At 43.7% G+C, this 11,799-nt stretch carries 14 protein-coding genes, 1 tRNA gene and 1 pseudogene; 9 read left to right on the forward strand and 7 right to left on the reverse strand.

Features of this window, described 5'->3' with window-relative positions:
• The first annotated feature begins 385 nt into the window (after nt 1–385).
• The 3 genes from V2H45_RS08775 to V2H45_RS08785 all read left to right on the forward strand — a co-directional run bounded on the left by V2H45_RS08775 (nt 386) and on the right by V2H45_RS08785 (nt 2,463).
• A complete protein-coding gene (locus V2H45_RS08775) occupies nt 386–829 on the forward strand; it encodes an SH3 domain-containing protein (protein ID WP_330483257.1) in 444 nt (147 codons plus the stop codon).
• A gap of 108 nt (nt 830–937) precedes the next feature.
• On the forward strand, nt 938–2,002 hold the full coding sequence (gene obgE, locus V2H45_RS08780) for a GTPase ObgE (RefSeq protein WP_330483258.1): 1,065 nt from the start codon (nt 938–940) through the stop codon (nt 2,000–2,002).
• Nucleotides 2,003–2,025: 23 nt separating this feature from the next.
• On the forward strand, nt 2,026–2,463 hold the full coding sequence (locus V2H45_RS08785; protein WP_330483259.1) for a hypothetical protein: 438 nt from the start codon (nt 2,026–2,028) through the stop codon (nt 2,461–2,463).
• 23 nt (nt 2,464–2,486) lie between these two features.
• Here the strand turns inward: V2H45_RS08785 and V2H45_RS08790 are convergent, their stop codons facing one another.
• The 4 genes from V2H45_RS08790 to V2H45_RS08805 all read right to left on the reverse strand — a co-directional run bounded on the left by V2H45_RS08790 (nt 2,487) and on the right by V2H45_RS08805 (nt 5,593).
• Nucleotides 2,487–3,059 (reverse strand): Uma2 family endonuclease, encoded by a 573-nt coding sequence (locus tag V2H45_RS08790; RefSeq protein ID WP_330483260.1) that lies wholly within the window; start codon nt 3,057–3,059, stop codon nt 2,487–2,489.
• 162 nt (nt 3,060–3,221) lie between these two features.
• Nucleotides 3,222–4,001 carry a hypothetical protein gene (locus V2H45_RS08795; RefSeq protein WP_330483261.1) on the reverse strand — a complete coding sequence of 260 codons (780 nt, stop codon included), beginning with the start codon at nt 3,999–4,001 and terminating at the stop codon, nt 3,222–3,224.
• A 43-nt stretch (nt 4,002–4,044) separates the two neighbouring features.
• Nucleotides 4,045–4,407, reverse strand: a complete 363-nt coding sequence (locus V2H45_RS08800) for a hypothetical protein (protein WP_330483262.1) — start codon at nt 4,405–4,407, stop codon at nt 4,045–4,047.
• 10 nt (nt 4,408–4,417) lie between these two features.
• Nucleotides 4,418–5,593, reverse strand: a complete 1,176-nt coding sequence (locus V2H45_RS08805; RefSeq protein ID WP_330483263.1) for a hypothetical protein — start codon at nt 5,591–5,593, stop codon at nt 4,418–4,420.
• A 143-nt stretch (nt 5,594–5,736) separates the two neighbouring features.
• Here V2H45_RS08805 and V2H45_RS25575 point away from each other — a divergent pair.
• Nucleotides 5,737–5,799: pseudogene (locus V2H45_RS25575) on the forward strand (DUF4351 domain-containing protein); the annotation flags it as partial.
• Nucleotides 5,800–5,823: 24 nt separating this feature from the next.
• On the opposite strand, the gene V2H45_RS08810 reads toward V2H45_RS25575, so the two are convergent.
• On the reverse strand, nt 5,824–7,194 hold the full coding sequence (locus V2H45_RS08810; RefSeq protein WP_330483264.1) for a four-carbon acid sugar kinase family protein: 1,371 nt from the start codon (nt 7,192–7,194) through the stop codon (nt 5,824–5,826).
• 150 nt (nt 7,195–7,344) lie between these two features.
• Here V2H45_RS08810 and V2H45_RS08815 point away from each other — a divergent pair, with 150 nt between their 5' ends.
• Nucleotides 7,345–7,683 (forward strand): hypothetical protein, encoded by a 339-nt coding sequence (locus V2H45_RS08815; RefSeq protein ID WP_330483265.1) that lies wholly within the window; start codon nt 7,345–7,347, stop codon nt 7,681–7,683.
• Nucleotides 7,684–7,795: 112 nt separating this feature from the next.
• Here the strand turns inward: V2H45_RS08815 and V2H45_RS08820 are convergent, their stop codons facing one another.
• The gene (locus V2H45_RS08820; protein ID WP_330483266.1) at nt 7,796–8,365 is read right to left on the reverse strand and encodes a Uma2 family endonuclease; all 570 of its coding nucleotides are present in this window, start codon (nt 8,363–8,365) and stop codon (nt 7,796–7,798) included.
• 343 nt (nt 8,366–8,708) lie between these two features.
• Here V2H45_RS08820 and V2H45_RS08825 point away from each other — a divergent pair.
• The 4 genes from V2H45_RS08825 (at nt 8,709) to V2H45_RS08840 (ending at nt 11,172) form a co-directional block, all read left to right on the forward strand.
• Nucleotides 8,709–8,793: transfer RNA gene (locus tag V2H45_RS08825), tRNA-Ser, on the forward strand.
• 161 nt (nt 8,794–8,954) lie between these two features.
• A complete protein-coding gene (locus tag V2H45_RS08830; RefSeq protein WP_330483267.1) occupies nt 8,955–10,022 on the forward strand; it encodes a hybrid sensor histidine kinase/response regulator in 1,068 nt (355 codons plus the stop codon).
• Nucleotides 10,019–10,579, forward strand: a complete 561-nt coding sequence (locus tag V2H45_RS08835) for a hypothetical protein (protein ID WP_330483268.1) — start codon at nt 10,019–10,021, stop codon at nt 10,577–10,579. Before V2H45_RS08830 ends, V2H45_RS08835 begins: the two co-directional genes overlap by 4 nt.
• A gap of 8 nt (nt 10,580–10,587) precedes the next feature.
• Nucleotides 10,588–11,172: an antibiotic biosynthesis monooxygenase gene (locus V2H45_RS08840; RefSeq protein ID WP_330483269.1), complete on the forward strand. Its 585-nt coding sequence runs from the start codon at nt 10,588–10,590 to the stop codon at nt 11,170–11,172.
• Here the strand turns inward: V2H45_RS08840 and V2H45_RS08845 are convergent.
• Nucleotides 11,142–11,792: a transglutaminase-like domain-containing protein gene (locus V2H45_RS08845; protein WP_330483270.1), complete on the reverse strand. Its 651-nt coding sequence runs from the start codon at nt 11,790–11,792 to the stop codon at nt 11,142–11,144. The two genes, V2H45_RS08840 and V2H45_RS08845, sit on opposite strands and share 31 nt — an antisense overlap.
• Between the last annotated feature and the right edge of the window lie 7 nt (nt 11,793–11,799).

Raw genomic sequence — 11,799 nt, forward strand, 5'->3', positions numbered from 1 at the left:
TTTTCTCGTGCCTTTCTGTTGCTCTTGCCTTGCTGCCGATTAGTCCAAACTAAAGATCTTAATCACAGCCTGATGAAGAGGATCGCAGCTTTTAACACTTGTAAAATGCAATTCAGGAGATTTTGGAGTGCTTTGGCAGCAAAGGTTCAAAAATTCGCTGCTCTTCAAACAACAAAGGACTGTACCCATTGAAATTTTTGGCTCAGTCCATCAGCTTAACATTTTGTAATAAAACTCATGGCTTTTTATGTAAATTTTTTGTTGTGCTAAATCCGCCAACATAGGTTAATCTATTCAGTCAACTATCTCAAAACGATCCAAAGGGTCTACCGTTGAGATAGTTGAACGAATTATCAGATATGTAACGAGATAGGTGTATTGACTGATGAGATTCCCAGATACTGCTAAATCTAGTGTTAGCTTGGCTTTCAGTGCTGGTCTTATTCTTGCGATCGGGTTCGCTACTTGGAAGTATGTGATTGTGCCCTACCATACACCGCCCCAACGCCCGAAATTTGCGAACGATATTAAGTCACCGCCCAAACCGACACTGCCGATCGCTGCCATCAAACCTTCGCCTTTAGCAAAACCTCAACTAACGGCAAAAGCTACGCCTGCCGCTGACGTCAAATATGCTGGCAAAGTTAATGCCAGTATGGGATTGGTTTTGCGATCTGAACCCAGTCAGTCTGCGCCTAGGGTTGGCGGCGCCGATTACAACGCCAAAATATCTGTCCTCAAAGAAACCCCCGATCGCGAGTGGGTTTATATTCGTCAGGAAACCACCAAAGAAATAGGCTGGGTGCGATCGGGCAATATTTCCCGTTAAGATCCCCGCATAAATTACACCCAATCTTAACTTAAGCAACTGTTTTCGTCAGATTTTGCTTAGGATGGTATCTGGTGAAAATTTTTATTCCATTTATAGTCCTAAGGTATGCAGTTTATCGATCAAGTCGAAATTCACGTTAAAGGTGGCAAAGGAGGAGATGGTCTCGTTGCCTTTAGACGCGAAAAATACGTACCCGCAGGAGGACCTTCTGGGGGAAATGGTGGCAATGGTGGCTCGGTGATCTTTCAATCTGTGAGCGACTTGCAAACCCTCCTAGATTTGCGGTTTCAGAAAATTTATAAAGCCGATGACGGTAAGCGCGGCGGCACGAGTAATATGACGGGTGCGAGGGGAAGCGATCGCATCATTAAAGTTCCCTGCGGCACGGTCGTGATTAATTCTGAAACCGAAGAAGTCATGGGCGATCTGACTGAACACGGTCAAACCTTTGTCGTTGCCAAGGGTGGCAAGGGCGGCATGGGCAATAAGTACTTTTTGAGCAATAGCAATCGCGCCCCCGAATACGCGCTCCCCGGCTTAGAAGGGGAAGAGTTTGAGTTGCGCTTAGAACTCAAGCTGATTGCGGAGGTCGGCATCATTGGTCTGCCCAATGCTGGCAAGTCCACGCTTATCTCTGTGGTCTCGTCAGCCCGTCCGAAGGTAGCAGACTACCCTTTTACCACGCTCGTCCCCAATTTGGGTGTAGTATCGAAACCTAGCGGCGATGGTGTCGTTTTTGCCGATATTCCAGGGTTAATCGAGGGCGCTGCGATGGGGATTGGCTTAGGGCATGATTTTTTACGTCATGTCGAACGCACTCGCCTTTTGTTACACATGGTTGACATGACCGCCGAAGATCCGTTGGGAAACTATCACACCATTCAGAGCGAATTGGATGCCTATGGGCATGGTTTATCTGAAAAGCCCCAGATCCTCGTGCTCAACAAACTCGATGCGGTGGAACCCGAACAGGTCGAAGCGATCGCTTCCCAATTCCCAAACAAGCCCATTATTATTTCGGCAGCGGCTCAAAAAGGTCTGGATATTCTCTTAAATCTAATTTGGAAAAATTTAGATAGCATGAATGAGATGGAAGCGAGTAACTTAGAGGAAGCTGCCAATTATCGATTACCCATTCCCCATAACCGAGAACTGAAAGTTGAAAGCTGATAACTGATAACTGATAACGACCTATGGAACGCGGACTTTTATGGCTGCCCCTGCTGAGTATATTTATTTGGTTAGCGTGGTCGGGATGGAATGAATATCAAAAAATAGAAGCCTACAAGCTATGGGCAACACAGTTTGAGCGGCATAAATTTGATATTTACGCGGTGCTAGGGCAAAAGGGCGATCGCCTCACATGGGGCAAGCCCACTAGAAAAGAACCGATCGCGCTCAAATCAGTGAATTTGCCCGACCTTCAGCAAGTTCGCTTGAAATTAGATCGCAAGCTTATAGAAGTTCCAATTCAGAATTTACCAGAGGGTTCGCAAGTGGAACTGCCAACCAAAGCGAAGGATATTGAGATCGAACTTGTAGCGCGATCGGGTGAGATCTCTCAGATTCCTTTTACGGATATTGCGATCGCCTATGATTGGTATCGTTTTCTTGCTAGCAGAGTCAACTGATAGAATCGCTGTTCTATACTCGCCTAAAAGGTTCCAGGTTTTAACCAGCTAAACAAATCGCCGACGGTCATTTGTAATGGGGTCAAAAAGTTAGGAACAGGGAGAACGTCCTCAGATTCTTGCAGAAACTCTGGTTGTTGCCCTGATGGATAGACCAAAACAGATTTGATATTGGGGTCGATCAACCATCCCATCTGGCAACCAAACTTGAGGCAGTACAAAATATTGGCTGTGACCTTTGACTGATTTTGGTCTGGAGACAAAATTTCAATTGTCCAATCAGGTGGTGCGTTGAATGTATTGGCAATGTCTCCCTCTCGATCTAACGGAATTCGGCTCCATGTAAACACAGCAATATCGGGTACGATTGACCTATCCCCAAAGGTACAGCGCAGTTCAGGAAGGGCTAAGGCTGTTTGCGCTTTCTCAGCCACTTCGTTAATTACCGTTACGATTCGTCCTTGTAATTTGCTATGTTTTCCCTGTGGCATCGGCTTTTGAACAAGTTGACCGTTAATATATTCCGTCGCAGGTTTAGTCTCTGGTAGTTGCAGAAACTCAGCGATCGTCAAGGTTTTTTCAGGGACTTGTACCATCAGTTTTCTCTTTGTGAATAGTCGAATGTCAAATTTTATTCGCGAAGTAGGGAATTACGCTGATATTCCCTACTTACATTACAATTGAAGGTTATTTTTAGTGAAAGGCAATAATATTTGCGATTAAAAATATTTGCGATTAAATATAGACTATATAGTTCACTATATTAAATCTTTTAAATAATTTGGTAAATCAATATCCATAGGCTCGACTACAGATACTGTTGGCAAACCGCTATTTTCTTCTAATTCTTTTATCTTTCTAATCAAGATTGTAATTAAAGAGCCGTTTTTATCAAGGTCAAATATATCATCCTTATCCAGAACAACTATTTTTTTACCACTTCTTGCATTAAATAATACTTGGCAGAGTCTAGCATGTCGAATACAACTGGTTCTGCTTTTTTGTGAACGTTTTGGAAAGCCAGCAGCACCATTTATAGTGAAAAATACACCCAGCCCAACTGATTTATATAATTCCAGAGTCATGATGCTACATAAACGGGCAAATTGAGAAACAGAAACAGAACTATTAGTTGCTTTTGCTTCTCCAAGAATAGTGCGATATGTTTGGTTGTTTTCCTTAAGATAAAGTCGATCCAAAATCAAATCCCATTCAGTATTATCTCCACTAACTAGTTGATCAATTTGATGGCTGGCTGACTGATAGTTTTTGAGTTCGGAATGACCTGTTAGCCCCTTAAAGGCTAGTAGAAGAATCCTCTCCAATAAATACCCTGCTTTTTGACTTTGAGCTTTTGTTGGTCTTTTAATTCTCAAGAAGTCTCTAAGTTGGTTTAAATGATCAGAAATCCGAGGATCTGGAGTGTATAAAAAGTTGATAAGTTCATTGGATTCTGGGCTATCTCTCTTTAGAAAGCTTAATGCTAGAGTAATCATCTTGAATGCCTCTCTACTATTTTGAGGATGACTTATATTCATATTTTGAGGATGACTTATATTCATCTAGCTTTTGTATTTCTTATTAGATAAATTCAACTGACATTTCAGTTTCTGCCATAACATCAAGTTTTAATTCGTCATAGTTATAAATTGTTATTTCACAGTAAGGACAAACATAAGGCAATTTGGGCATTCCTGAACGTAGAGGAGTACGATCTACAAAAGTCTCTGAGCAATTATGGTAAATTAATAGCCAATTTTGGCAATAACCATCAGCGGCTAAAACAGCCAAAATGGCAATAACCTTTGAATAGTGAATCCCAAGCTTAATTGCAAGCTCACGAGGTTGTGCGGTTTGAGAAGGCTGGCTAAAATGCTTACTTAGCAGAGTCTTGTGATGCTCTGAAAGAAAAGTTAACCTGTTTGCGCAATCTATGCGAGCCATGATACTTACCTCACTTTGCCAGTTCGGAAAGAAGAAAACTTAGAGCTTTAGAACTCCCTCCATAGTCTTTTACAAAGCAATTTAAGTGCTGAAGTGCATCTTGGGGTGAGTTACTAATTCCATTCGCAAAATAACAGTGTGCTCGGAAAAGACTTTTTCGGTTATCATTCGACAATTCAGACAATTCAGATTCTGTTATTTCATCTAGACTAAATTCATATGATTTAGTCTCCCATTCCTGAATCAAAGTTCTCAATAAAGAGCTTTCGACAGATTTAATGACTTCGGGCTTTTTTTCTATATTTAAGGAATCTAAGGCTGAGTATGCTAACTGTCTTGCCAAAGCTTGCAACCCTCTTATTTGTTCGCTTTCTCTATCAAAAGCCCCAGTGCTATGAGCATTCAGTGCTACGCCATGATGATCGGCTCGAATTCTTAAATGCCGCCAAACATATTTTGGATTACTGATATATTTATCCCAAAGATTATAAAGGATAAACTGATCAAGAACTGGATGTTCCCAATTAGCTTTGCATTCTCTTACAAGCTCATCAAAGAAGCCAGGAATATGAGACCAGTATGGGAACTGCATAAGGGATTCAATCTGAGGTTCGTATGTGTTACCCTTTAATTCATTATGCCGAAATCCGTTCCAGGACAATGCTACATAATTTATATCTATCTCTGCAATAACTGTCCATCGGATTTGATGTGTTGTAACCGAACTAAATTGCTGTGGGATTTCTCCTTCCAGAACATTTTCTGCCTTATAAAGGTTCTCATAAAATGGAATTTTTTTAGTCCGAATATACCATTTGCGAGAGCTATATCTATCCTTGATAGGTCCATACCAACATTCTTTCCCAAATTCTGTGAGTAAGATGTTGGGTGTCTCAAAAGTGGGGAAATCCTTACAAGATCCCAATTTAAAACTTAACCACTTACGAGGCTGTTGTACAAATGCAAGAAGAACTTCTTCTGGATCAATTGTGTGGCTATATAGTGAGTCTGTCAGACTAGAGGCTAGTTCATACTTGGAGGAACTTTTTCCCCTCGTTACTAGGCTTTTTAAAGTATTGGCGCTAAACTCAGCACTGTAGAGAAACTGAGTACAAAACGTTCTGCCTTCAGGGAAAGACTGATCTACGAATGCATCTACTATACTTCTTCCACTTTGACTTGGCATGTTTTCTTGTTGTTATACCAATAACTTAAACTATACATCTATCTGAATGGCTTTAATTAATTGTAACTATGATGCTTGATCATGCGATCGCAGCGTGCAAATTAATGTGGCAGCAGCAACGACTTTACTAGGTGGATTAGTATTTGCTTGAAGATCTGGCAGAGGCGATTTTAGATTTTACAACCGTTGCTGATTTGAATGCTTGGCTGCGCGATCGACCCCTTAGAGACTCAATCATGAATACCCGCAGCAAGGCGATTGTAGACAGTAGCAAGCGCATCGGCGTCGCCAACATTTCCAGGAAAGAGAACCACAGGTAAATCGGGAAAACGTGGATGGTCGGAAGGCGTGCGAACTACTGAGCAACCTGCGAGAATTTGACCCAGCAAACGTGCAGTTGGTAGTGCTAAGCCAGTACTGAGAACATCGTTAGAGGTGATTCCGCCTTTACTAATTAAGAACCCAATATCCGCAGGCAAACCCTGCACGATCGCCATTAGTAAAGCTGAGACAGACTGCCCAAAAGCCTGACGGGTGGTGATATCGGCAAAAGAGAGTTCCTTGCGACTGGTAAAGATTGCCACAGTTTTACCAGAGGCATGGATTTGGTCAACGCGATCGCTGACTTCCTTTAACAGAATCTGGGATTCTTTTTCTACATCCGTGAGCAATCTCGATACATCGATTTCCACGGGAACGATATTTGCTGCTTGCAGAAGCTTCTCTAGTTGTTCCGTAGTTTTTTTGACATGGGAACCAACGATCACCGCGCCGGGTTTTGGCGATCGCATGTATTTTGACATCTCTTCGGCTGGGATTGGCTGTGGTGGCAACTGTGCTAAGGCAGTTAATAGACTAGCGGCGCTACGAAACAGAAACCGCTTCCCTTGCGAAGCTGCGATCAGAATATCGCTAGCGAAGCGATCGAGGTCGGCTTGGGTTTCGCCATCCACGACACCACACTGATTGCCCTTGAGCTGCATCAATCGTTCTAGACTGCCCGAACGAATATCTGAGAGTAAAAATCTCTCAACGAGATCGCTCTTGATGCGACCGTTCGTTTTCTCTTCAACATAGTCAGGTAGATAGCTATACTTGTAGGCAAATACGGAATCCTTGGCGAATTCTGTCTCATGCACGGGTGTGGGAATTCCATTCACAACGAGATAATGGATGCTGTCGCGGGTAAAGCGACCTCCCTCAAAGAAAGCAGGCACGAGGAAGTGAGCGTCAAAACCACCTAATTCTTCCGCGATCGCATCGGTCTCAATGGGATAATGCCCTCGCAGAGTGGAATCAGAACGACTGACAACCAGAAATTCAGCGATCGCTTCGGCTTCGATTGCCAGTTTCAAATTATGACAAACTTCACGGGTAACCGTGGCGGCATCGCTCGGCGTCAAGGCTCTAGTATTCGTTAGCACAAACATAATGGGCGAGCGATCGGCTAGACCAGTTCTGAGGGTATCCACATCCCACTGCGTCAAGAGCAAACAGCTATGAACGGTTTGCGAACCTGTAGGATCGTCGTCAAGGACAACTATTTTCGGTGATTTCAGTGGTGAGATTTCAGGAGAAGAACTAGGGGATGTGCTGGTCATTGAGAATTATGTCAAAAAATAGGAAGAGAATTTAGGTGAGGACTTTGCAGCTAAGAGGAAAATCATAGATTGAAATCTATTTGTTATGATTGCAATTAAACAAGTTTTGCGAATAAACTTACATTGAAATCATTCCAAGGAGAAAACCGAATGAAGATTTACCTCACTGGTCTGCCAGTAGTTGCTTCCTGTATTTTAGCCCTCTCTGCTCCCTGGAGCAATTCGCTCTCAGCCGAGGTAGTCTCATCAAAACTCAAAGACAGCGCTTTTAAGAACGAGCTTGTAACGAGTTGTGTGCGTGAAGCCACAAAACAAAGTGTAAGTGAAGAACAAGCCAAATCTTATTGTCAATGTTTTGCCGATAATCTCGAAAAACAAGATCCAGCCGTAACCCAAGAATTTTATACATCAATCCTTGCCAAACAAAGACCCTCAGCCAAGGTAATTAATATGATTGAGGGGATTGTCAAGGCTTGTGCGCCCAAGTAGAAGTGGGTTAGTTTCTTCCTAATTTAAGCGACAGAGCAGGCTATGCAATCTTCCTCCCCATTTTCTTGCCTGCTTTGCCACTGCTCGAAGCATCAGACCCCTGTAAAAATCGCTATGACTGAATATTGACATCTTCATAAAGATCGACAAATTTTCCTTCAAAGTTAATGCTCGATAGTTGGAAATCACTTCGATCGCTTGAGTAGGTTTGTAAAAACCAACGCCCTTCTTCTTTTCTAAAGCATTCAAGACGTTGACGTTTAGTACTAACTAGGACATATTCTTCTAGGCTTTCTAGTTGCTGATAATCTGCAAATTTATCTCCACGGTCGAAGGCTTCGGTGGAACTTGAGAGTACTTCGATAATTAATTTGGGAAAGTGTTTGCGATCTAGAGTTTCGGCATCTCTAGGATCGCAAGTTACCATGACATCAGGATAGTAAAAGCGTTTTAAAGAGTCTACATGTGCTTTCATGTCAGTGATATAAACTCGGCAGCCAGTCCCTCTTAAATGGCTGCGAATCAAAGCAAAAATATTTCCTGTAATTGTAACGTGAGGATCGTTTGCGCCAGCCATGGCATAAACATATCCATCGATATATTCATGTTTAATATCGCTTTTTTCCTCCATCTCGAGGTATTCCTCTAGAGTCATGTAATTAGACTGTGGCGTTGCAAGCATAATTTGCCTAAAGTAAGGTTCAAATTAAATGCGGAATAAACTTATTTCTCATTCTATAACCTTCACTCAAGGCGATCGCTTCCGAATAATTAGCCTTGGCTTAGGTCTTGCTGTTTTGCTAATTGAGTAACCTAGGTTTGGGTTAAGGATTTCGGAATAAAGCAAGCCAACTTACTGGAACCAAGGGGTTTGATCCCCCTGCCCTATCGGGCATCCCCCTTACAAAAGAGGGACAAGTGAGTTCCTTACCTAAAGTACCGCTAACTAAATTGCTAGGTTTTAGTCTTTGAAATTCAGTTTCAGAAGATGTTAAACTCAATGAGCGCTAAATTAGCCGACCGTTGGAGAGGTGGCAGAGCGGTTGAATGCGGCGGTCTCGAAAACCGTTATGGCGAAAGCCATCGGGGGTTCGAATCCCCCCCTCTCCGTAGATGTTTTCATAAACATGAAACTAACCCTTTTTGTAGAGATTTCAACCTAAGACATCGCTAGGGTTGGACTATCTGTCATGGGGGTGAAGGCAATTTGAGCATTTTATGTAACCATATAAGGTCGTGAATGCCGTACTTGACACCCCCTAGTTGTTTGCATGATGCCCCCCGATCGCCTGTTAGTTGTAGATGATGTCCCTGATAACCTGTTCTTGATTCGTACCATCTTAGAAGAGGAAGGGTATGAGGTTCTAACAGCATCGAATGGCGAGAAGGGCTTAGCCCTAGTCCAGTCAGAATTGCCCGATCTCGTACTGCTGGATGTGATGATGCCTGGGATCGATGGCTATGAGGTCACCCGCCGCATGCGCAGCCAAAAAGATTTACCCTTTATCCCGATTTTGCTGATTACTGCCTATGACCAGTCGAGTGCAGTCAAGGGGCTAGATTTAGGCGCAGATGAATTTATTCGCAAACCCGTTGAAGCCGATGAGTTACTCGCAAGAGTCCGATCGCTATTGCGACTCAAACACAGCATTGAAGAACGCGATCGCATCGCCCAACAACGTCAAGATTTTGTGTCTCGACTCACCCACGATCTGCGCACGCCCCTAGTTGCCGCCGATCGGATGCTCGGTTTGTTGCAAGATGGGGCATTAGGACATATCTCCCCCGATGTCATCGAAGCGTTGGAGATTATGTCTCGTAGCAATCGCAATTTGCTGGAAATGGTGAATAAGTTGCTGGATGTATATCGTTACGAAGCAGGCAGCAAAACCCTTAACCTTCAGCCTTTAGATTTAGCAGAACTAGTTACCGAGGTCGTGCAGGAACTCGGCGCGATCGCCAAGTCTAAGGATCTAGCGTTAACCATTGAGATTCAAGAGCATCTACCCACGATTAAGGGCGATCGGCTGGAATTGCTACGGGTTTTTAACAATTTAATCGGCAATGCGCTCAAATTTACCGAAGCGGGTAGAGTTCATGTTAGCCTAGAAAAAATTGGTGCAGAGATCCTTGTGACGATTACCGATTCGGGTATTGGTATTCCAGAAGCAGATCAACCTTTTCTGTTTCAGAGATTTCAACAGGGTAGTCACCAAAAACAAGGCAGTGGGCTAGGTTTATATCTGTCTAATTACATTGTCGCCGCCCATGGTGGCAGAGTTACGCTCCAGTCTGCACAAGATCGAGGCTCTAGCTTCTCTGTACATTTACCTTTATGAATACGCACCAGCACCAATACGACACCCTACTGTGTCACTACAGCAACCAATTAGAAGCGATCGCACTCTTACGGCAATATCGCCCCTATTTTGAGCTAATTCCCAGTCTCAGACGACCGACAGATAGCGTGATTAGCTTACCCCTACCTGTAATTAAGCTTGCGATCGCTCAAGATAATCAAAATCACATTCAGTTAAATTGCGATCTGGCATTAATCATGTGCGATCCAGATTGGAAAGTGAAAACAGGACGTGAGGTGTTTATTTTTATTCACCGTCCTGGGGAAGACTTTTCATCACTACTGCGACGATGGCGACAAGTAGAAGTTGTCTTGGGCGATGAGTATTACTGGCTCATGCCTTGGAAGCATCGCAACCTCATGGGGGATAAGGGTGAGTTTCACTATCCGCTATTTGTGACCCTTGACTACACACCACTTCGAATTAAACGGGGTCTGGAAGGGGCTTCACTGCCATTTGTCGAAGCGGAAGTACCAGAGATCGATGCACCGCCTGATATGGAAGAGGCTGAAAGCGCGATCGCCGATCAAAACTAATTCTTCCTATGCAAAACTCTGAACAGCATCCAGATCCGATTACGTTAGTCATCTCAGAGATCGTCGAACCAGACCGCATACAGGAATACGAAGCTTGGACAAAAGGAATCAACCAATCTGCCCAGCAATTTGAAGGGTTTCTCGGTGTTGAAATTATTTGCCCCCGCGACCATGATTATCCTGAGTATGTGGTTATTGTTAAATTTGACAATTACATTCACTATAAAAGCTGGCTAAACTCGCCCACCTATCAAAAGTGGATGGAGCGATCGCAAGACTTTATCTCAAGGCGATCGCTTCAGCAACTACCAACAGGATTAGAGCTATGGTTCTCGCTACCAAGAGATAGAGGCTATAACCCGCCCCAACCTGCTTATTACAAGCAAGTAATCCTTGGCGTTGTGACCGTGTATCCATTGATTTTGCTCGCTAATGCCCTGATCGGTCCATTCCTTCAAGGTCTCCCACCCTTATTAGGTTTATTGATATCCGTGATCTTCGTATCTGCCTTACTGACCTATCCAGTCATGCCTTGGTTGACCAAATTGCTCAGCTTCTGGCTTTATCCATCATCCCGACGCAAGCGATCTTGATCGGAATGTTCGCACCTTCTCACAGTGAGACCGTAGGTTGCGACTGCTTCCAAAGGGAGATCGGGAAGATCTTGCAATAGCTCATCCCATGTACGCTGCGTTTGTAAAGCTCGAACCACGACGGGAAGCGGCTCCGCCAGAATTTCTTGAAAATCTGCTTCTTCTGGAAATTGCAGGCGATAAGCTATTTTCTCTTGGGGCGGAACGAACTGGGCGTCAACATCTTGGCGATTGCCCCTAGCATCCACGCGATACCAGCCAAAATCCTTTAGATACAAAGCATTGAACCCGTGCAAGCTATAGGGTACGCCGTTATCAAAGACACTCAATCGTTGATAACAAAAACCCGTGGGAATGTGATTGGCTCTAAGCAGTGCAGCCAGTAAATGGCTTTTGGCAAAGCAATAACCCGTCTGATGTTTGAGTACATCAGACGCTCGACAGGTTAGAGGATTCATCTTGTAGTCAGAGCTGTGATGAATGCGATCGCGTACCCACTCAAAACTTGCCCGTGCGATTTCCAATTCGGTGGAATTTTGGGAGGCAATCTGTTTTGCCAGTTCCAAAATCGTAGGATTCTGCCAATCAACGATTTCACTTACTTGCAGGTAGTCTTCCATACGCTTT

Source organism: Tumidithrix elongata BACA0141, from assembly GCF_036349135.1.
GTDB classification, from domain to species: Bacteria; Cyanobacteriota; Cyanobacteriia; order Pseudanabaenales; family Pseudanabaenaceae; genus Tumidithrix; species Tumidithrix elongata.

Excerpts from the sequence above, each read along its gene's own strand:
- V2H45_RS08775 (WP_330483257.1), top strand. The coding sequence starts at position 386 with ATGAGATTCCCAGATACTGCTAAATCTAGTGTTAGCTTGGCTTTCAGT.
- obgE (WP_330483258.1), top strand. The coding sequence starts at position 938 with ATGCAGTTTATCGATCAAGTCGAAATTCACGTTAAAGGTGGCAAAGGA.
- V2H45_RS08785 (WP_330483259.1), top strand. The coding sequence starts at position 2,026 with ATGGAACGCGGACTTTTATGGCTGCCCCTGCTGAGTATATTTATTTGG.
- V2H45_RS08790 (WP_330483260.1), bottom strand. The coding sequence starts at position 3,059 with ATGGTACAAGTCCCTGAAAAAACCTTGACGATCGCTGAGTTTCTGCAA.
- V2H45_RS08795 (WP_330483261.1), bottom strand. The coding sequence starts at position 4,001 with ATGAATATAAGTCATCCTCAAAATAGTAGAGAGGCATTCAAGATGATT.
- V2H45_RS08800 (WP_330483262.1), bottom strand. The coding sequence starts at position 4,407 with ATGGCTCGCATAGATTGCGCAAACAGGTTAACTTTTCTTTCAGAGCAT.
- V2H45_RS08805 (WP_330483263.1), bottom strand. The coding sequence starts at position 5,593 with ATGCCAAGTCAAAGTGGAAGAAGTATAGTAGATGCATTCGTAGATCAG.
- V2H45_RS08810 (WP_330483264.1), bottom strand. The coding sequence starts at position 7,194 with ATGACCAGCACATCCCCTAGTTCTTCTCCTGAAATCTCACCACTGAAA.
- V2H45_RS08815 (WP_330483265.1), top strand. The coding sequence starts at position 7,345 with ATGAAGATTTACCTCACTGGTCTGCCAGTAGTTGCTTCCTGTATTTTA.
- V2H45_RS08820 (WP_330483266.1), bottom strand. The coding sequence starts at position 8,365 with ATGCTTGCAACGCCACAGTCTAATTACATGACTCTAGAGGAATACCTC.
- V2H45_RS08830 (WP_330483267.1), top strand. The coding sequence starts at position 8,955 with ATGATGCCCCCCGATCGCCTGTTAGTTGTAGATGATGTCCCTGATAAC.
- V2H45_RS08835 (WP_330483268.1), top strand. The coding sequence starts at position 10,019 with ATGAATACGCACCAGCACCAATACGACACCCTACTGTGTCACTACAGC.
- V2H45_RS08840 (WP_330483269.1), top strand. The coding sequence starts at position 10,588 with ATGCAAAACTCTGAACAGCATCCAGATCCGATTACGTTAGTCATCTCA.
- V2H45_RS08845 (WP_330483270.1), bottom strand. The coding sequence starts at position 11,792 with ATGGAAGACTACCTGCAAGTAAGTGAAATCGTTGATTGGCAGAATCCT.